The sequence below is a fragment of the Streptomyces sp. NPDC051315 genome (genome assembly GCF_044455165.1).
In the GTDB taxonomy this organism is placed as follows: Bacteria; Actinomycetota; Actinomycetes; order Streptomycetales; family Streptomycetaceae; genus Streptomyces.
Genome location: NZ_JBITEN010000016.1, coordinates 1 through 18640, shown reverse-complemented (window position 1 = coordinate 18640; position 18640 = coordinate 1). Strand labels below are relative to the sequence as shown.

The window sequence follows — 18640 nt, the reverse complement described above, 5'->3', positions numbered from 1 at the left end:
GGGCAGCGCGGCGGCGGGGAAGGATACGCGGGACGCACGAAGGCGTACGTGCGGCACGGGCTCGGGGCGTCGGCGGTGGGCGGCGTCAGCCGGGCAGCAGATCGAGGTCCGCGGTGCTGACCCGGTCGGTCAGCACGTGCTGGCGCAGCTGTTGCAGGCCGGGCGAGGGATCGAGACCGAGCTCGTCGCGCAGGACGGCGCGCAGACGCTGGTAGACCTCGAGCGCCTCGCTGCGCCGGCCACAGCGCTGGAGGGCGATGATCAGGGTGCCCTGGAACCACTCGTGCAGCGGGTGCGCGCACGCCAGTTCCTTCAGGTCCCCGACGAGTTCGCGGTGCCGGCCGAGGCGCAGGCCGGCAGTGATGCGCAGCTCCTGCGCCTGGAGGTGCAACTCCCCCATCCGCAAGGCGTATCCGCGCAGCAGCGGGCCGTGGACCACGTCCGCGAAGAGCGGCCCCTCGCACAGGTCCAGCGCCCGGCCGACCACGGTCTCCGCGGCGGCGGGGTCACCGCAGGCCAGCGCGGTCCGCGCCGCCGCGGTCAGGGCGGTGAACTCCTCCGCGTCGCACTCCCCGGGCCCCACCCGCAGCAGGTAGCCGTGCGCGTGGGTGACCAGCGGCCCGCCCTCGGGGCCGTCCGGCTCCTCGCCCCCGTGCAGCGCCCTGCGCAGCTGGTAGGCGTACGTCTGCACGGTGGTGACCGCGCTGCGCGGCGCCCGGCCGGACCACAGTTCCTCGGTGAGGGCGGTCAGCGGGACGACGGTGTTGCGGCGGGCCAGCAGAAGGGCCAGGACCTGGCGCACCTTCGGCGCCGTCGGCGTGACGTCCCGGCCGTCGCAGGTGACCCGCAGCGGGCCCAGGGTTCGCCACCTCAGCACGGCAGAGCTCCCGAGCGCTGCTCGGGGAGGGCGGCGCGGCGGGCGGCCGCCTCCCACACCTCGGGGTGGTCGCGGTACCAGGCGACGGTCTCGGCGAGGCCCTCGGTGAAGTCCTTCTGCGGCTTGTAGCCGAGTTCGACGCGCGCCTTGCTCCAGTCCACGGAGTAGCGGCGGTCGTGTCCCTTGCGGTCGGCGACGTACTCGACGCTGTCCCAGTCGGCCCCGCACGCCCGCAGCAGCAGTTCGGTGAGCCGGCGGTTGTCCAGCTCCGTGCCGCCGCCGATGTTGTAGACCTCGCCCGCCCGGCCGCCGGTGCGCACGAGCTCGACGCCGCGGATGTGGTCGTCGACGTGCAGCCAGTCGCGCACGTTGAGTCCGTCGCCGTACAGCGGCACCTTCCCGCCGGTGAGCAGGCGGGTCACGAACAGCGGGATGATCTTCTCCGGGAACTGGTGGTGCCCGTAGTTGTTGGAGCAGCGGGTGACCCGCACGTCGAGCCCGTGCGAGCGGTGGTAGGACAGGGCCACCAGGTCGGAGGACGCCTTGGACGCGGCGTACGGGGAGTTGGGGTGGAGCGGGTGCTCCTCGGAGGTGGAGCCCTCGGGGATCGAGCCGTAGACCTCGTCGGTGGAGATGTGCACGAACCGCTCGACGCCGTGGCGCAGGGCGGCGTCCAGCAGGACCTGGGTGCCGAGCACGTTGGTGCGCACGAACTCGGTGGCGCTGGCCAGGGAGCGGTCCACGTGGGACTCGGCGGCGAAGTGCACCACCTGGTCGTGTTCGGCCATCAGAGCGTCGACCACGGAGGCATCGCAGATGTCGCCGACGCACAGGCGGTAACGGGGCGAGGCCTGGACGGGGTCGAGGTTGGCCGGGTTGGCGGCGTAGGTGAAGGCGTCGAGAACGGTGACGGTGACGTCGTCGGGTCCGTCGGGCCCGAGCAGGGTGCGGACGTAGTGGGAACCGATGAAGCCGGCACCGCCGGTCACCAGGATGCGCGTCTGACTCATGGGGATGCGGCGCGTCACCGGGCGTGCCGAGCGGCGCCGTCCTCCTTCCTTTCGGTTGTGCGGTGGTGTCCGCCCGGCGGGCGAGAGCCCGGTGCGGGTCAGTCACCCGCGACCAGGTCGGCCAGGTCCGGCACGATGTCGTAGGGGCTGGGCATGGCGGCGGACTCGTCGCGCAGCCGGCGTGCGGCGGCGGCGTGGGCGGGGTCGTCCAGGAGCCGCCGGGCGAGGTCCGCCACCCGGTCGGGGTCGCTCTCGGAGTGGTGCAGGAAGAATCCGGCACCGGCCTCCTCCAGGCATCGGCCGCGCAGTTCCTGGTCGGCGACGAGGGTGGACAGCGCCAGCTGCGGCACGGCGTTCACCAGGGCGGTGGAGAAGGTGCCCCAGCCGCCGTGGTGGACGACGGCGGCGCAGCTGGGCAGCAGCGTGTTGAGGGCGACGCCGCTGACAACCCGTACGTTGGCGGGCAGGCCGCCCAGGCGCTCGGTCTGCTCGGGCAGGAGCGCGGCGACGATCTCCGCGTCGAGCCGGGACAGGGACCGCAGGATGTCGGACACGCCGACGTAGTCGCCGCCGTACGCCTCGGTGTTGGTGCGTCCCAGGGTGACGCAGATCCGGGGCCGCTTGGGCTCCTCGCGCAGCCAGTCCTCCTGCACGGCCCGGCCGTTGTAGGGGACGTACCGCATGGACACGGTCCGCAGGTCGCTCGCCGGGCGCAGGCTGGGGGGCAGGGTGTCGAGGGTGAACTGCCCGTTGAGCAGCTCCTCGTCGCAGCGCACGCCGTAGGGGCGGCCCCGCTCGTCGATCCAGTCGGCCAGGGGGTCCACGCGCTGTTCCTCGGGCATGTCGCGGGCCAGTTCGACGAAGGTGGCGCGGGCCTGGCCGTAGACGTCCGCGCACCACAGCAGACGGGCGTGGGCGGCACCGCAGGCCCGGGCCGCGATGCCGCCCGCGTAGGCGATGGGGTCCCGCACGACGAGGTCGGGCCGCCAGTCGCGGGCGAGGGCGACGAGGTCGTCGAGGATCGGGTCGTTGTAGCGGGCGAACCCGTAGGGGACGCTGATCCGGTAACGGGCGACCAGGCCGGCGTGGTCGACGTCGCCGTAGCCGAGGCGACTCCAGTTGGCCACGTCCGCGTCCTGGGAGTCCCGGGCGACGGCCATCTCGCGGTGGAGGTCGTGGTCGTCGCCCACCGGGGCGGCGACCAGCCCGGCGCCGGTGATGACCTCGGTCAGCGACGGGGCGTTGGCCATCAGCACCTCGTGCCCGGCGGCCGTCAGGGCCCAGGCCAGCGGCACCATGGTGTAGACGTGCGACTTCTCCGGCAGGCCGGCGAACAGGACGCGCATGGGTTTCTCTCCTCGTCGGGGCCGCGGGGGCGGTGCGTGACGGGCCTCAGGCCGCCGGCTTCCGGTCCTCCCGTACGGATATGGCGCTCAGCGGGCACGACTCGGCCGCCTCGCGCACCGCGGCGTGCTGGTCGCTTCCGGGCCGGTCGACGAGCAGTACGGCGAGTCCGTCCTCGTCGCGCTGGTCGAAGACGGCGGGTGCGACGAGCGCGCACTGGCCGGCGCCGATGCACCGGTCGTGGTCGATGGTGATGTCCATGCCGCCCCCTGTCAGCCGGTCGGGTCCGTGACGCATGCCGGGTCGTGCCCATCTTGGAGGCCTCCCGGCGGGACCGGGACCGCGCTCGGACGCTGTCTGGGGTTTCCTCCAGTAATTCACGCGGCCCGCCCGGTTCCGCGGGCGGGGCGGGGCGGCCGGTACTCGGAAAATCCCTAGAGTGCTCCGGCACCGCTGGCCGGGCCCGCACCGGCCGTGCTGGAGTGGCCGGCAGGAACGGCACCCCGCGGAACCCGCGTGGTGCCGGCCGGTGCCCGGGGAGGGCCGCTCCCAGGCCGGCCGTCGCGGTGTTCGTCCCCGGCCCGGCTCGGGGAGGGCCGTGGCAGGGGACGCGGGCGGCCGTACGACGACTTCGTGAAAGGGGAATCCGGGTGGCGCAGCAAGGCACTTCGGACGTGCTCGACCCCACGCCCGCGGCGGCCCCCCGGCCCGGCCGCGCGCCGTCCGTGGAACCGGACGGCGGGGCCACCCTGCTGGCGTGGGCGGCGCGGATGCGCGAGGAGGAGCGGGCCTGTCGGGACGACTCCGGTCATGTGCACGTGTTCCGGCACGCCGACGTGCAGCAGGTGCTCTCCGATCCCGCCACCTTCTCCTCGGACACGGTGGGCCGTCTCTCGGGCGGCGAGAAGAAGGCACCGCGCGGCACGCTCCTGCTGCTGGACCCGCCGCTGCACGGAAAGATGCGCCGGCTGGTGAGCAAGGCGTTCACGCCCGGTCTGATCGCCGGGCTCGAACCGTGGATCACCGAGCTGACCGGCGAGTTGCTGGACGCCGTCACCGAGGACCGCTTCGACCTGGTGGACGCACTGGCCAACCCACTGCCGGTGACCGTCATCGCCCGCATGCTGGGCGTGCCGACGGCGGACCGCGCCCTGTTCCAGGGCTGGGCCGACCAGTTGCTGTCCACCGATCCGGAGGACCCGGAGAGCGTGCGCCGCATGGAGGAGACCGCGGTCACCATCACCGCCTACCTCCAGGACTTCATCGAGGCCCGGCGCGGGGAACCGCAGGGGGACCTGCTGGGCACCCTGGTCGACGCCGAACTCGACGGCGAGCGCCTGGAGGACGAGGACATCGCGAGTTTCGCCACCCTCCTGCTGCTCGCCGGGCACATCACCACGTCCGTGCTGGTCGGCAACGCGCTGATTTGTCTGGACTCCGACCCGGACCTGCTGGAGAAGGTGCGCGCGGACCGTTCGCTGATCCCCGCGGTCATCGAGGAGACGCTGCGGCTGCGGCCGCCGTTCACACGGATCGAGCGGGTCACCACGACCGCCACGACCGTCGCGGGCCTCGAGGTGGGACCCGACACGCTGGTGCATCTGTGGCTGCTGGCCGCCAACCGCGACGAGCGGGTCTTCGACGCCCCGGACGCCTTCCGCCCGGACCGCGCCAACGCCCGGCAGGCGGCGTTCGGGCACGGCATCCACTACTGCATCGGGGCCCCGCTGGCCCGGCTGGAGGGCCGGATCGCCCTGGAGGCCCTGCTGGACCGGTTCACGCGGATCCGCGTCGATCCCACGGTCCGGCTCTCCTGGCACGGCACGAACGTCTTCGGCGCCCGGCACCTGCCGCTGTGCGTGGAACGCGCCTGACCGCTCCCCCCGCGCACCGGCCGCCCCGCGTGGCACGCGCCCCGCGCCGCTCCCCTGCACCGGCCGCCGTGCGGGACGTCCCACCCGTGCATGCGGGCCCCGGCCGCCGCGTGTGGCCCTCGTCCCGTCCCTCCCACCCCGCCCAAGCCCCCGTACCCCGACGGAGTGACCTCATGAAGACCCGGCCCGATCCGCCCGTGATCCCCTCGGACCGCGGCAAGTGCCCCTTCGACCCGCCCGCCGCCTACGCCAGACTGCGCGCCGAGGAACCGGTCAGTCCGATCACCTTCAAGGTGGCGCCGAAGGACCCCTCCGGCTGGCTGGTGACCCGCTACGACCTGGTCCGCCAGATCCTCGCCGACGACCGCTTCAGCCACCGCAACGAACTCCTCGCGCACGTCGTCGCCCCGCCGTTCCCGATGACCGAGTACGCGCCGCAGCCCTCCCCGCCCGGCTCGTTCGCCAAGACGGACGCGCCCGAGCACACCAAGTACCGGCGGCTCCTGGCGGGCCACTTCACGCTGCGCACCATCCAGCGGCACGAACCGGAGCTGACCCGCATCGTCGACGAGGCCCTGGAGGAGATGGCGGCCGAGGGCTCGCCGGCCGATCTGGTGACCGGCTTCGCGGAGAAGGTCGCGCTGCGTTCGACGTGCTCGCTGATGGACGTGTCGCCGGAGCTGATGGACGGCATCCAGGAGCACTTCTCGGTCCTGATGGCGCTCACCTACACGCTGGAGGAGTTCATCCACCACGTGGAAGCCATGGACGCCCTCATCCGTCCCATGATCCGGGCGCGGATGGCCGAGCGCGGCGGCGACTTCTTCGGCAGGCTGGCCGCGAGCGGCGAACTGACCGAGGAGGAGCTGGTCAACCTGGCGGTGCTCACCCTGGCCGGCTCGCTGGACACCACGCCGAACATGCTGGCGCTGAGCACCTTCGCCCTGCTGGAGCACCCCGACCAGCTGGCCCTGCTGCGGGAGCGGCCCGAGCTGTACGCGCAGGGGGCGGTGGACGAGCTGCTGCGCTACCTGACCATCTCCCACATGGGCTCCAGCCGGTGCGCGCTGGAGGACGTGGAGATCGGCGGCACCACGATCAAGGCCGGCCAGACGGTGGTGCTGTCGCTGCCCGCGGCCAACCGCGACCCCGAGGTCTTCGACGACCCCGACCGGCTCGACGTCACCCGTACGCCGCGCAAACACCTGGCGCTCGGCTTCGGGCCGCACCAGTGCCTGGGCCAGCACGTGGCCCGCGCGAGCCTGCGGATCGGGCTGGGCAGGCTCTTCGAGCGGTTCCCGACGCTGCGGCTGGCGGAGCCGGCCGCGGAGGTGCCGCTGCGGGACCGCGCCGTGCACTACGGCGTGGACCGGCTGCTCGTGGGCTGGGACTGAGCGGCCGTGGCGAGAAGGCGGGTTCCGCCGTTGCGGACGGTGGTCGACAGCCGGGTGGAGTCCGTGCACACGGTCCGGGCCGGGACGGCCGACGGCGGCCGGGTCCGGCTCTCCGCCTACGACCTGCTGACCGGCCCCTGGTACACGCCGCTGACGTTCTTCTACCGCAAGACGCTCGACGGCGAGGCGCTGCGCGACTCACTGGCCCGCACCCTGCTGCGCTATCCGCTGCTGGCGGGGCGGCTGGAGCGGGACGCCGACGGCGGACTGAGCGTGCTGTGCAACGACGCGGGCGTGCGCTTCACCGAGGCGTCCTGTCCCGACCCGATGCGCGAGTACGGTCACCTGCTGCGCGCGCAGCCGGTCATCGGGGACGTGGTGCGCGAGGTGAGCCCGTTCGGTGTGGTGGGCCGGGACACTCCCCTGCTGAAGATCCGGCTCACGCAGATGCGCGGCGGAGGTTCGGTCCTCGGCGTGCTCATCAGCCACAGTCTCGCGGACGGCGGCAGCACCCTCGCCTTCCTGGAGAACTGGTCGCGTGAGCACCTCGGGCTGCCCTGGGAGGACCCCAGCCACGACCGCCGGGCGCTGGACGCGCTCGGCCGGCCGTCGGACGACCCGGCGACGCGGGCCGGCCGCGTGTTCGTCGGCGTCGGCCGGATGCGGCACCTGCTGACCACGCTGCGCCCGGGTCTGCGCAGACGCGTCACCGTCACCACCCGGTTCGAGGCGGCCGAGCTGGCGGCGATGAAGAGCCGGGCGCTGGGGGAACTGACGGACGCGGGCGCCTGGGTGTCCACCAACGACGTGCTGACGGCCCATCTGTGGCGTGTGCTGGGCGAGTTGCGGGCGCATCCGGACGAGGTGGTGGAGTGGCTGGGACTCGTCGTCGGGGCGCGATCCGGGCTGGGCGACGCGCTGCCGTCGTCGTACTGGGGGAACTGCGTCAGCAAGAGCTGGACGTCGCTGCCCGCCGGAGAACTGCGCGGCCGGTCCCTGGGGGCGGTGGCGGGCGACGTGCGCCGGTGCCTGCGCGACAACACGGAGGACAAGCTCCGCGACGAGATCGCCTTCCTCGGCTCCTACCGCCGACGGGGCGTCTCCCGGCACGTGATGTCGGCCCACGCCCTCGACGTGTCCGAGACGTCCCTGACCGTCAACAACTGGTCGCGTTTTCCGCTGTACCGGATCGATCTGGGCGCCGGGCGGCCGTTCTGGTACGAGTTCCCCGACCTGCCGGTGCCCACCGTGCACATCACGCCGACGCCGGAGGAGGACGGCGGCCGGGACGTGTACCTGTGCCTGTCCGAGCCGAACGCGGTCCTGGCCGGCACCGGCCGCTGGCAGGAGCGGCTGCATCCGTACGCGGTTTCCGGCCTCACGGGGTGAGGTCTCGCCGGGGGTGCGGTGGAGGGCCGCGGCCGCGCGGGGCGGGCGGTCGGCCGCGGTACGCGTCGGCCGGGAAACCGAGCGGGATGGATCCCGGCGGACGGGAAAAGGGGGGTCCAGGACATCGGCCGGGCTGGTCTGGGCAAAGATGGCAGGCAACGGTCAGGTCGTCCGGCCGAACCGTCGGGCGCGCACCCGCGACAGCCGGCCGTCGTGGCCTGGATGCTGGCTCTGCCTCGCAACGCCGGGAGAGAGGGACACGGTCATGATCGTTGCCTCGGAGGGTCACAGCCACCCGGACTCCGGCACCGGTTCCCCACCCCCGGAACTCGTGGAGCGGGAACGGGAGCTCGCCCTGTTCGGTGAGCTGCTGCGGCACACCGCCACCGGACGGTCCGGTCTCGTCGTCCTGGAGGGCCCGGTCGGCATCGGGAAGACGGCCCTGCTGCGGGCCCTGATCGCCGAGGCGCACGCCCTGGAGCTGCGCGTCCTCCAGGCGGAGGCCGCCGACGGGCACCGGTTGCCGTTCAGTACCGCGCACACCCTGTTGACCGGCCTGCCGGACGACGATCAGGCCCCACCGCCCTCGACACCAGGGGCGTTCGCGGCGCACGGGCTCGCCGACAGACGGCCACCCGCGCTGCTGTGCTGCGACAACGACACCCCGGAGGTGTCGTTCGGTGTGCTGACGCGGCTGCACGACGTCGTCAGGCGGGCCGCCGCACGCGCTCCCCTGCTGATCGCCGTGGACGACGCGCACGAGGCCGACCCCGCCTCCCAGCGCCTGCTGGCACACACCGCGCGGCGGCTGGCGGGCCTGCCGGTGCTGCTGGCCCTCGTGTGCCGCACCGGTGCCGACGCGCCGGCCCTCGCCGAGATCGCCACCCTGGCGTCCTGCCGGGTGCTGCGGCCTCGTCCGCTCACCGGCCCGGGCCTCGTCGCGCTCGCCCGCCGTCTCACCGGCGCCGAGCCCGACGCGACGTTCCAGCGGGCGTGCCTGGCCGCCAGCTACGGCAATCCGCTGCTGGCGACCCGGCTCATCCGGACGCTGTACGCGGAGGACCTGCCGTTGACCGGCGCCGAGCTGAGCACGGTCACCGAGCAGGACATGCAGGCCTTCGGGGCCCGTGTGGTGCGCCTGCTGCACCGCCAGGCACCGGCCACGGTGGACGCGGCTCGTGCCATGGCGGTGCTGGGGGACGGGACCGCCCACGAACTGTGCGCGCGGCTGGCCCTGGTGGACGCCACCTCCTTCGACCGGTCCCTGTCGGTGCTGGGCGCGCTCGGACTCGTCAATGGCGACCGCCCCGAGGGGAGGTGGGCCTTCACGCACGCGCTGGTGCGCCGCGCCGTGCTCGACGACCTGCCGGACGACGAGCGTGCCGCCGCGCACGGCCGCGCGGCCCGTCTGCTGCACGACATCGGTGCCGGCGCGGCGGATGTCGCCGCCCACCTGTGCCGGTCCGCCGCCACGGCGACCCAGCCGTGGGCCACGACCGTGCTGCGGGAAGCGGCCCGGGAGGCGATGGTGGTCGGGGCGGCGAGCCGGGCGGTTGAGTTGCTGCGGCCCTGTGTTCCGGACGGTGCCGCCGACGACTGCGATCCCGGGCTGCTGATCGAACTGGGCACGGCCGAGGCACGGCTGGACCCGGCGGCCAGTGTCCGGCACCTGACGGCCGCCCTCGACCGGACGACCTCCCCGGACCTGCGGTTCACGGCCCTCAGTTCCCTCGCCGACGCGCTGACCCGCCAGGGCCGGGTGGACCGTGCCGTCGAACTCCTGGAGCTGTGCCGCGCGGACCCGGCCACCCTGCCCTCCGGTGCCGAGAGCACCCGACTGCTGGAAGCGCAGCTGCTGATGGCGTCCACGGTCGACCGGGCCGCCTTCACGCGGCTGCTCGACACGGTGCCCCTCGACCTCCGGCTGCCCGGCGACACCGCCCAGGAGCGGGCGCTGCTGGCCGCCCGGGCCGTCATCGCGGTGTCCCGGATGGACCGGGTGGCCGAGTCGGTCGCGGCGGCACGCAAAGTCACCGGGCGGGGCGGACCCACCGCGGACGACCCCGCCTTCCTCGCCGTCGCGGCCTCGGTCCTGCTCTACGCCGACCTGCCGCACGAGGCGCAGGATGTCTACGGTCAACTCATCGACGGAACCGACCCGTTGCCCGACCAGACCTACGCCAGCCTGCTCGCGCTCAGCGCCGAGGCCCACGAACGGCTCGGTGCCCTCGACAGCGCGCTGCGCCACACCACCGACGCGCTGCGCCACACCACCGTGGCACGCGCCACCGCACAGGAAGCGCTCCCGCTGGCCGTGCGACTGCACGCGCTCCTGGACCGCGGCCAACTGCCGGAGGCCGCCGACCTGGACGAGCGGGTGCCCGATCCGGCCCGGAGCGAGGCCTGGCAGTGGAACGAGGTGCTGTGCGCCCGCGGCCGGCTCCGGCTGGCGCAGAAGGACGCCGTGCGCGCGCTGGCCGACCTGCGGGAGTGCGGACGCCGGCAGGCGGCCTGGCAGCGCGTCAACCCGGCCGTCTCGCCCTGGTGGTACTGGACCGGCCGGGCGCACCTCGCGCTGGACGACCGCCGTGCGGCCCGCGCGCTGGCCGAAGAGGCCGTCGACGGGGCCCGGTCGGCGCACCTGCCGCTCGCGCTGGGCGCCGGTCTGGAGCTGTGGGCCGCGACAGTGGACGGCGCCGAGCGCGCGACGCTCCTGGAGGAGGCCGAGCACGTGCTCGGCGGGACGAGGGCGGCACTGCTGACGGCGCGGGTGAAGGTCGCCAGGGGCCGCGCCCTGGACGCCCTCGGTCACCGCAAGGCGGCGCGGGAAGTGCTGCGGCAGGGATGGGAGGAGTCGTACGCGCTCGGCGCCCGCTCCCTGCACGACGTCGCCCACCGGGCACTGCTGGCCACGGGCGCCCGTCCGCGCCGGCGCGTGTCGCGGGGGCTCGGTGCCCTCACCCGCAGCGAGTCGCAGGTGGCCCGGCTGGCGGCGGACGGGCGGTCCAACGCGTGGATAGCGGAGACCCTGTTCGTCACCCAGCGCACCGTGGAGGTTCATCTGACCTCCGTCTACCGCAAGCTCGGCCTGTCCGGCAGGCGGCAGCTGCGCGACGCTCTGGAGTCGGCGGACGCCCAGGGCGCAACCCGGCAGGTGTGATCGGACGCGCGGTGCGCCGAGGGGACCGGAGAAATCCCGACGGCTTCCGGCGCACCTTCCGCACGGCCGGGTCGCTGTCGTATTGCTGTCGATGTCCGGCCGGCCATGCGCGACGAACGGAATGGTGATAAAGGCCCGACGGGCACATTGTCCATCGGCTGACAGGCGGCCGCATTCTCTTCGGAACGGCCCATCGTATTTCGGCGCACTTCCCGCCCCACCGAGTTCCACGGCATTCCGGTTCACCCCGTCGTCCTTCTTCTCCTGCGCGACCAGCTGCGGCCATCCGCGACCGGCGCGGAGGTGAGCACCGAAGACACGCATGTGGAGGCATCACGCAGCAGCCCTCAGGTCGCCCATCCGCCGCACGCCACCCGGGAGCCGACTCCCCACGTCGTTCCGCTTACGCATGCGACATGCCGAAGGTGACGATTCTCCTCGCTGCCGACCTCCCTCGGGTATGTACGGCCCAACTGGTCTTGCCGCCGCGCACCTTGCTGTGATCTGCTCGTCCCCAGGCTTTCCCACAGCTGTGACCGAGCTTCAGGAACTCCCTTGTGTCAGCGATTTCGCGGGCCCGACACTCCCGGGCCTCAGCGTGCCGGGCCCGGGTTCGGCCAACCCCCGTGAGAAGTCCGGTGCTGTGCCCACAGGAGTCCCGGCGGTCCCGCGGCACCGCCCGCAGGGTGCGCAACGCTCACGGAGCCGCGTCCGGCCGCACCCGGAGCGGTGGCCGGCGGCCCGTGCCGATGAAGGAGAACCACAGCCTTGCTACTGGAGCGCAGGTCCGAACTGACGCAGGCGACGTCGGCACTGCGCCGCGCCGCGGAGGGGGAGGGCTGCCTCCTGGTCGTGCGAGGACCGCTCGGAGTGGGCAGGTCGACGTTCCTGGAGACGGTGGCGGCCCTCGCGGACGCCGAGGATTTCCTGACCCTGCGAGCACAGGCGGCCGCCGCCGAGGAGAACTTCACGCTCGGGGTCGTGCGGCAGCTGGCGGACTCGGTCCTCGTGACCGCACCCGCCGACGACAGCGGACGCTGGCTGAGGGACGCGGCGGCCGCGGCAGACACGGCGGGACCTCACGTCACCGGATCCGTCCCGCCGTGGTCCTCGGTCACCCCTCGGCAGGCACCCCGCTGGCTGACCGCTCTCCTCGCGTCCATGGCGTCGGACCGGCCGGTCATGGTGATGGTGGACGACCTCCAGTGGTCGGACAGTGAGTCCCTGCTGGCGCTGCTGCCGTCCCTCGCGCAGCGACGGCAGAACCGGATCGTGTTCGTCCTGTCCGTCCTCCCCGGCGACGTACGCGGCACCAGGGACCAGGTCCGACAACTACTGGAGCCGGCTGACCGTACCGTGGAACTGACCGCGCTCAGCCGCGACGGTGTGCGTCTGCTGGTGGAGGAAGCCTGTGACGCGCCGCCCCACGGCACATTCGTCGACACCCTGCTGCAACGCTCCGGCGGCAATCCCCTGCTGGTGAAGGCCCTGGTGGACGAGGCCCAGTACCAGCAGCTCCAGCCCACCGAGGCCAACTGCGCGGCAGCGGCAGCCCTCCGTCCGGAACGGGCTCGCCGGCGCCTCACCGCCTTCCTGCGGTCGCAGCCCGACCACGTCCGGCGCGTCGCCTACGCGCTGACCGTGCTCGATGACGCCGCCGACCCCCAACTGGTGACCTACCTGGCGGAGATCGACGACGACCGGCGGGCGGAAGCCATCGACGTCCTGCGTCTGACCGGACTCGTGGCGCAGCACTCCGGCTTCCTCATCCCCGGGACGCTGCTGCGTGACCTGCTGGAGGAGAGCATGCCCGCGGCCGAGCGCACCGCCATGCGCAGCGTGGCGGCCGAACTGCTGCACCGCACCGGTCATCCGGCCGAACTGGCAGCGGAACAGCTCATGTCGGTCATCACCCTGCACGGCCCGCAGGCCGTGGAGATCCTGCGGACCGCCGCGGACAGCGCGCTGCGCCGCGGTTCGCCCCGGGACGCCGCCCGCTACCTGCGACGCGCGCTGCTCGACACCTCCCCCACCGGGCCCGACCGCGGCCGCCTGCTGATCGACCTGGCGACCGCCGAGCGCAGCTTCGCCTCCGCCGCCTCCCTGCGGCACGTCGCGGAAGCCGTACCGCTGCTGGAGTCGGTATGGGAGCGCGCCGACGCCGTGACACGGCTGGGCCCTCTGCTGATGGATCCAGCCGCGTTCCGCATCGACTCCGTACGGCGGGCCGTTGCCGAGGAACTGGGCCGGTCCGACCCGGACGACTGGACGGAACGAGAACTCGCGCTGCGTCTGGAAGCCCGGGAGCACGTGCTGTCGGCACAGGATCCCGCGCACGTGCAACGCGCTCTGCGCCGCTTCCGGGAGCTGGGCCCCACCCCTTCCCTGCGCACCACCGGGGAGCGTGAACTGGTGACGTCGCTCATGCACGTCGCGTTCGTCGCCAACGCCGCTTCCGCCGAGGAACTGTCGCTGCTGTGCGCCCGGCTGCTGGAGCGCGAGACGCCCACCCCCGAGCACGTCCACAGCACCACGCCGCTGGTCATCAACATCCTCGCCGGCGCCGGCCGGACGGACGGCGCGGCCGGCTGGCTGCGTGAGGCGCACCGGCTCGCGCAGCGCACGGGGGGTGACGTGGAGCAGGCCGTCATCCGCGCGGAGCAGGCCCTGGTCGCCCTCGCCGACGGGCAACTGGTCCACGCCCGGCAGAAGGTGGTCCAGGCCGACGCCCTGGCCGGACCCGACACCGGGGGCCTGCCGACCGTCTGCGCCGCCGTCCTGGCGATCGTCGCCCTCCACACGGAGGAACCCCAGCTCGCGGAACAGATCCTCACCCAGCACCGACTGCACACCGAGAACCAGCACCTGGCGGCGCTGCTGCACCTGGCGCGGGGCACACTCGCGGCCGGACGCGGCGAAACCCGTACCGCGCTCGTCCACTTCCAGACCGCGGGCCGGCGCGCGGAGCGCATCGGCTGGTACAACCCGGTCGCGGTCCCCTGGTCGTCCTGCGCCGCCCTCATGCACCACCGTCTGGGCGAGCACGAGGAGGCGGTGGCGGCAGCGCGCCTGGAGGTCGAGCGCTCCCGCACGTGGGGTGCTCCCGTGCGGCTGGGACGTGCCCTGGTGACCCTCGGCAGGGTCTCCCAGGGACGAGAGGGCGTGACCGTGCTGGAAGAAGCCGTCGGGGTGCTGGAGAACGCGACCAACGAGCTTGAGCTGTGCAAGGCGCTGTACGCCCTCGGCACCCACTCCGAAACGGACCGCAGACGGCGCTCCGCCGCGCTCAAACGGGCACACGAGCTGGCGGTCGGCCTCGGAGCCGACGCTCTGGCGGAGAAAATCGCGCGAAGGAGGGACGAGCGTGTAAGAGGGACTTCCTCGGCCACCGACAGGCTGACCCCGTCCGAGCGGAAAGTGGCACACTTGGCGGCCGCCGGCCTCAGCAATACCGAGATATCGGCCAGGCTGGGCACGTCCTCCCGCATGGTCGAAAAGCACCTGACCAACTCGTACCGCAAACTGGGAATCGCGGGCCGCCCGGATCTCGCCCAAGCCCTTGAGGAACGCGGCGAAACGCCACCCACGTGACCCGCGCCACTTCCGCATACGCGCTGCGTCTTCCCGGAAATCGGGCGGGAAACGGGCAGCCCCCGGCGGAGAACGGTCACGCGGGTCGGCCCACCCGGCGGACGACCAGGCCGGAACCCGGCGGCCGCGGCCGCCGCCCCGACGATCCCCGAGGGCGGGCGAAACTTCGCGGTCAGCGGTGATTGAGCTGGTCAGGCCGGGTGGCCGGACATCAGGAAGGCCCCCGGAGGGTCCACCGCACCGCACCACCGAACCACCGAACCACAGTGTTTTGCCGCCACGCAAAGGTTTGCTTGACCGGCCTGGAGGGGCATTCCTAGGCTCTCCCCCAGTTGATCAGAGATTGACTCGACGGGTCATTGACCGAGACCCGGCCGAGTTTGCACCACCTGTGATCAGATGCGCTCCCAGGTGGTGCGTGCATCCCCCACATCTGAACGCAGAAAGACGGGCATCGAAGTGACCACGCACGTAGTCATTCCCCCGCACACCCGAGACAGGGCGTCCATACCGCATCAGGGCATCGCCGGCCGGAATACCCAGGAGTCCCGGGCTCATGCGATGGTGAACCGCCGCTTTTACACCGCTCACGTGAATCCCGAGATGCACATCGTGGCCGCGGAACCCGACTTCTCGCGCCAGTTCGGCCGCACCCCGGCCGACACCTGCGGCCGCAGCCTGTACGACCTGCTCCACCCCTCGGCGCCCTCTGTGCTGAACCGTCACTTCATCCGGCTCGCCGAGGGCCGCTCCAACCGCTTCGCCGAGCGCATGGTCGGCCTCAGCACCGCGGGCCGGGTCTTCTCCGGCGAGCTGACCGGCATCGCCGTGCAGAACACCACCGGGAATCTGGCCGGCATCGTCGTGCAGGTACGGCCCGACTCGGAGGCGGACGGCACGGCCGCCGAGGACGTGGTCGGCATCCCGCGGGAGCGGCTGCTCAGCAAACTCGACGCGCAGGTCCTGGAAGGGATCGCGGCGGGGGCCTCGACCGTGCAGCTCGCCGCCAGGCTCTACCTGAGCCGGCAGGGCGTCGAGTACCACGTCGGCCTCATGCTGCGGAAGCTCAAGGCCCCCAACCGAGCGGCGCTGGTGGCCCGTGCTCACTCCATGGGCATGCTGACGGTGGGCCAGTGGCCGCCTCGGGTCCTGCCGGAGTTCATCAAGTAACTCGCGTATCTCTCCTCCTCCGTGGCCGGTCCGGTTGTCCGCGACGGCGCGGGAGCGAGACCGACCGATCCGGACTCCGGCACACAGGACAGTTGGCGGCCGTACCACTCCTCCTGGTACGGCCGCCGGCATGTGTGCCCGGGGCGGGGCGCCCGCCGCCCCGGGCAGGCCGCCTACTGCTCGAGTTCCCGGCTGATGAGATCGAACAGCTCGTCGTCGCTCGCGCCGTCCAGACGGTCACTGAGCGCGGCGCCGTCCGTGTCCTCGTCGTCGGCCGTACCGCCTTCGATCTCGGCCAGCAGCGCCCTGAGCCGCGTGCCGAGCAGCGCTCGCGCGTCCCGGTCCGGATCGGCCTGCACGATGCGTCGGATGCCGGTCTCGAGGTCGGCCAGCATGCCCGCCACCGTCCCGCCCTCACCGGCCAGTTCGGCGGCCAGGTGACGGGCGAGGGCGGCCGGTGTGGGGTGGTCGAAGACAAGCGTCGAGGGCAGACTCAGCCCCGTGTCCTTGGTGAGCCGGTCGCGCAGTTCGACGGCGGTGAGGGAGTCGAAACCCATGTCACGGAACGCCCGGTCCGCGGGGACGGCGTCCGGGGCGTGACCGAGTGCCGCGGCCGCGACCTGCCGCACATGCAGGAGGAGGGCGGCCGACCGGTCCTGGGCGGTCAGGGACATCACTCGTTCCACCAGTGCGGAGCGGGCCGCCCCGGTGCTCTGGCGTCCGGTCTGGTCCTCCCGGTCCAGCGCGGCCACCGCCCGCGGAAGAGCGGTCAGCAGGGGACTGGGCCGACGGCTGGTGAAGGCGGGGACGAACCGCTCCCACTCCACGTCCGCGACCACGACCGTGGCGTCCCCCGCGTCCAGCGCACGCCCCAGACTCTGCAGGGCCCGCGCCGGCTCCATCATCCGCAGCCCGCGGCGCTCCAGCTCCCGCGCACCCGCGTCCGACACCATCCCCCCGCCGGCCCACGGGCCCCAGGCCACCGAAAGCCCCGCCTCGCCCCGCGCACGACGCGCTTCCACCACCGCGTCTGCGCACGCGTTTGCCGCCGCGTACGCGCCCTGCCCACCGCTCCCCCACACACCGGCGATGGACGAGAACACCACGAACGTCTCCAGCTCCCGGGCCCGCGTCAGCTGGTCCAGGTGCACCACGCCCAGAGCTTTGGCTCGCAGCGCGTGTTCCACGTTCTCGGCGGTCATCGCGTCGATCAGATCGTCGTCCAGGACACCCGCCACGTGGGCGACGCCGTCGACTCGGTGCACGGTGAGCAGGTCGGCGACCTCTGCGCGTTCGGCGACATCACAGGCCACGACGTCGACACGTTCCGCTCCGGCCGCGCGCAGTCGCGTCACGAGATCAGCCGCACCCGGGGAGGCGGATCCCCTTCGGCTCGTCAGAACGAGCTCCTTCGTGCCGTGTTCGGCGAACCAGTGGGCCACCCGCCCGCCGAGCGCACCCGTGCCGCCCGTGACCAGTACCCGGGCGGGAGCCCGCCAGGCGCCGTCCGGCGCGGTATCGGCGAGGGGCGCCGGGCGCAGTCGCCGCGCGGACACCTCCGTGCCGCGCAGGGACACCTGGTCCTCGTCGGCACGCGCCAACACCGCGGCAAGACGGCCGAGTTCGGCACGACCGGCTCGGCGCGGCACGTCGACCAGTCCGCCCCACCGGTCGGGATGCTCCAGCGCGGCCACTCGTCCCAGGCCCCACACAGCGGCCTGCGCCGGGTCCTCGGGCGCGTCGTCCGGCCCGGGCCCGTCCTGCGTGACCACCCACAGCGGGGCGCTCACGGTGACATCGCCGAGGGCCTGGATCAGGGCCACGGTGTCCACCACCGCGGTGACCACGCCGGGAGCGCCGTCGTCGGCACCGGACGCGCCCGCCGTCAGGCAGGAGAGCACACCGGCCGGCGCCTCGCCCTCGGCGACCGCCGCTTGGAGCAGCCGGGTCATCCCCTTGCGGTCCCGCACGTCGCAGTCCACCCGTTCCAGGCACGGAACGAACTCCTCGAGCCCTTCGAGGGCGGCGCCACCGGGCGGCTGCAGCAGGAGCCAGCGCCCCGTCACCGGTGCGGCCGCTCCCACGTCGACCGGCCGCCAGCCGACGCGGTACCGCCACGCGTCGGCCGCCCCGCGCTCGATCTGCTCCCGCCGCAGCGACGTCAACGCGGGCAGCACCGCGTCGAGCGCGTCCTCAGGCACTCCGAGGCGCCCGGCCAGACCCTGGGCGCTCTCCTCCTCGACGATCGACCAGAAGGCGTCGTCGGCGGAGGGTGCCCGTGAGGCCGACACCGACGCGACGGCGTGCGAGTCGGCGACAGCGGGCCAGTACCGGGTGCGCTGGAAGGCGTAGGTGGGCAGGTCCACTCGGGCGTGCGCGCGGACGGCGGGCAGCGTCGTCCAGTCGACGGTGCCGCCGCTCACGTGGAAGGCGGCCAGTCCGCGCAGAAGGGTGACCTCCTCGGCCGCGTCCCGGCGCATCAACGGGACGCAGACCGGGTCGGCGGTGTCGCCGAGCACGGTGCGGGCGAGTGCGGTGAGGGTGGCGTCGGGGCCCAGTTCGACGAACCGGGTGACGCCCTTCCCTGCCAGGGTGGTGATGCCGTCGGCGAACCGGACGGCCTCGCGGACGTGCCGCACCCAGTACTCGGCAGTCACCACATCGCCATCTGCGGCGACGCGTCCGGTGACGTTGGAGACGACCGGGATCGACGGGGCGGCGTAGGTGAGGCCTTCCGCGACCTGACGGAAGTCCGCCAGCATCGGCTCCATCAGCGGCGAGTGGAAAGCGTGGGAGACCCGCAGACGGGAGGTGCGGCGGCCCTGCGCCTC

Annotated in this window: 11 protein-coding genes; 6 read left to right on the top strand and 5 right to left on the bottom strand. The window is 73.1% G+C overall.

Translation table 11 applies throughout. The annotated features are described in order from the left end of the window. Positions 1 to 85: 85 nt before the first annotated feature. The 4 genes from ACIBBD_RS27455 to ACIBBD_RS27440 form a co-directional block, all read right to left on the bottom strand. The gene (locus tag ACIBBD_RS27455; protein WP_399422259.1) at positions 86 to 877 is read right to left on the bottom strand and encodes a BTAD domain-containing putative transcriptional regulator; all 792 of its coding nucleotides are present in this window, start codon (positions 875 to 877) and stop codon (positions 86 to 88) included. Next, positions 871 to 1887, bottom strand: coding sequence for a dTDP-glucose 4,6-dehydratase (gene rfbB / locus ACIBBD_RS27450; protein WP_399422258.1), 1017 nt, complete (start codon positions 1885 to 1887; stop codon positions 871 to 873). Before rfbB ends, ACIBBD_RS27455 begins: the two co-directional genes overlap by 7 nt. 98 nt (positions 1888 to 1985) lie before the next feature. Continuing rightward, the gene (locus ACIBBD_RS27445; RefSeq protein WP_399422257.1) at positions 1986 to 3233 is read right to left on the bottom strand and encodes an activator-dependent family glycosyltransferase; all 1248 of its coding nucleotides are present in this window, start codon (positions 3231 to 3233) and stop codon (positions 1986 to 1988) included. 46 nt (positions 3234 to 3279) lie between these two features. After that, on the bottom strand, positions 3280 to 3492 hold the full coding sequence (locus tag ACIBBD_RS27440; RefSeq protein WP_399422256.1) for a ferredoxin: 213 nt from the start codon (positions 3490 to 3492) through the stop codon (positions 3280 to 3282). Between the two features lie 389 nt (positions 3493 to 3881). Between ACIBBD_RS27440 and ACIBBD_RS27435 the strand changes: the two genes are divergently transcribed. The 6 genes from ACIBBD_RS27435 to ACIBBD_RS27410 all read left to right on the top strand — a co-directional run bounded on the left by ACIBBD_RS27435 (position 3882) and on the right by ACIBBD_RS27410 (position 15809). Then, the gene (locus ACIBBD_RS27435) at positions 3882 to 5105 is read left to right on the top strand and encodes a cytochrome P450 (protein ID WP_399422255.1); all 1224 of its coding nucleotides are present in this window, start codon (positions 3882 to 3884) and stop codon (positions 5103 to 5105) included. A 173-nt stretch (positions 5106 to 5278) separates the two neighbouring features. Beyond that, the gene (locus ACIBBD_RS27430; RefSeq protein WP_399422254.1) at positions 5279 to 6499 is read left to right on the top strand and encodes a cytochrome P450; all 1221 of its coding nucleotides are present in this window, start codon (positions 5279 to 5281) and stop codon (positions 6497 to 6499) included. Positions 6500 to 6505: 6 nt separating this feature from the next. Further along, a complete protein-coding gene (locus ACIBBD_RS27425; protein WP_399422253.1) occupies positions 6506 to 7888 on the top strand; it encodes an acyltransferase in 1383 nt (460 codons plus the stop codon). A gap of 265 nt (positions 7889 to 8153) precedes the next feature. Then, on the top strand, positions 8154 to 11048 hold the full coding sequence (locus ACIBBD_RS27420; RefSeq protein ID WP_399422252.1) for an ATP-binding protein: 2895 nt from the start codon (positions 8154 to 8156) through the stop codon (positions 11046 to 11048). A gap of 768 nt (positions 11049 to 11816) precedes the next feature. Then, the gene (locus ACIBBD_RS27415; protein ID WP_399422251.1) at positions 11817 to 14639 is read left to right on the top strand and encodes an AAA family ATPase; all 2823 of its coding nucleotides are present in this window, start codon (positions 11817 to 11819) and stop codon (positions 14637 to 14639) included. A 591-nt stretch (positions 14640 to 15230) separates the two neighbouring features. Beyond that, complete coding sequence (locus tag ACIBBD_RS27410; RefSeq protein ID WP_399422250.1) at positions 15231 to 15809, top strand: LuxR C-terminal-related transcriptional regulator; 579 nt, start codon at positions 15231 to 15233, stop codon at positions 15807 to 15809. Between the two features lie 173 nt (positions 15810 to 15982). On the opposite strand, the gene ACIBBD_RS27405 is transcribed toward ACIBBD_RS27410, so the two are convergent. Then, positions 15983 to 18640: SDR family NAD(P)-dependent oxidoreductase (locus ACIBBD_RS27405; protein ID WP_399422249.1), on the bottom strand; the 2658-nt coding region annotated here is incomplete at its 5' end.

Bases quoted from the DNA above. Each gene is read 5' to 3' on its own strand.
- rfbB (WP_399422258.1), bottom strand. From the start codon at position 1,887: ATGAGTCAGACGCGCATCCTGGTGACCGGCGGTGCCGGCTTCATCGGT.
- ACIBBD_RS27445 (WP_399422257.1), bottom strand. From the start codon at position 3,233: ATGCGCGTCCTGTTCGCCGGCCTGCCGGAGAAGTCGCACGTCTACACC.
- ACIBBD_RS27440 (WP_399422256.1), bottom strand. From the start codon at position 3,492: ATGGACATCACCATCGACCACGACCGGTGCATCGGCGCCGGCCAGTGC.
- ACIBBD_RS27430 (WP_399422254.1), top strand. From the start codon at position 5,279: ATGAAGACCCGGCCCGATCCGCCCGTGATCCCCTCGGACCGCGGCAAG.
- ACIBBD_RS27420 (WP_399422252.1), top strand. From the start codon at position 8,154: ATGATCGTTGCCTCGGAGGGTCACAGCCACCCGGACTCCGGCACCGGT.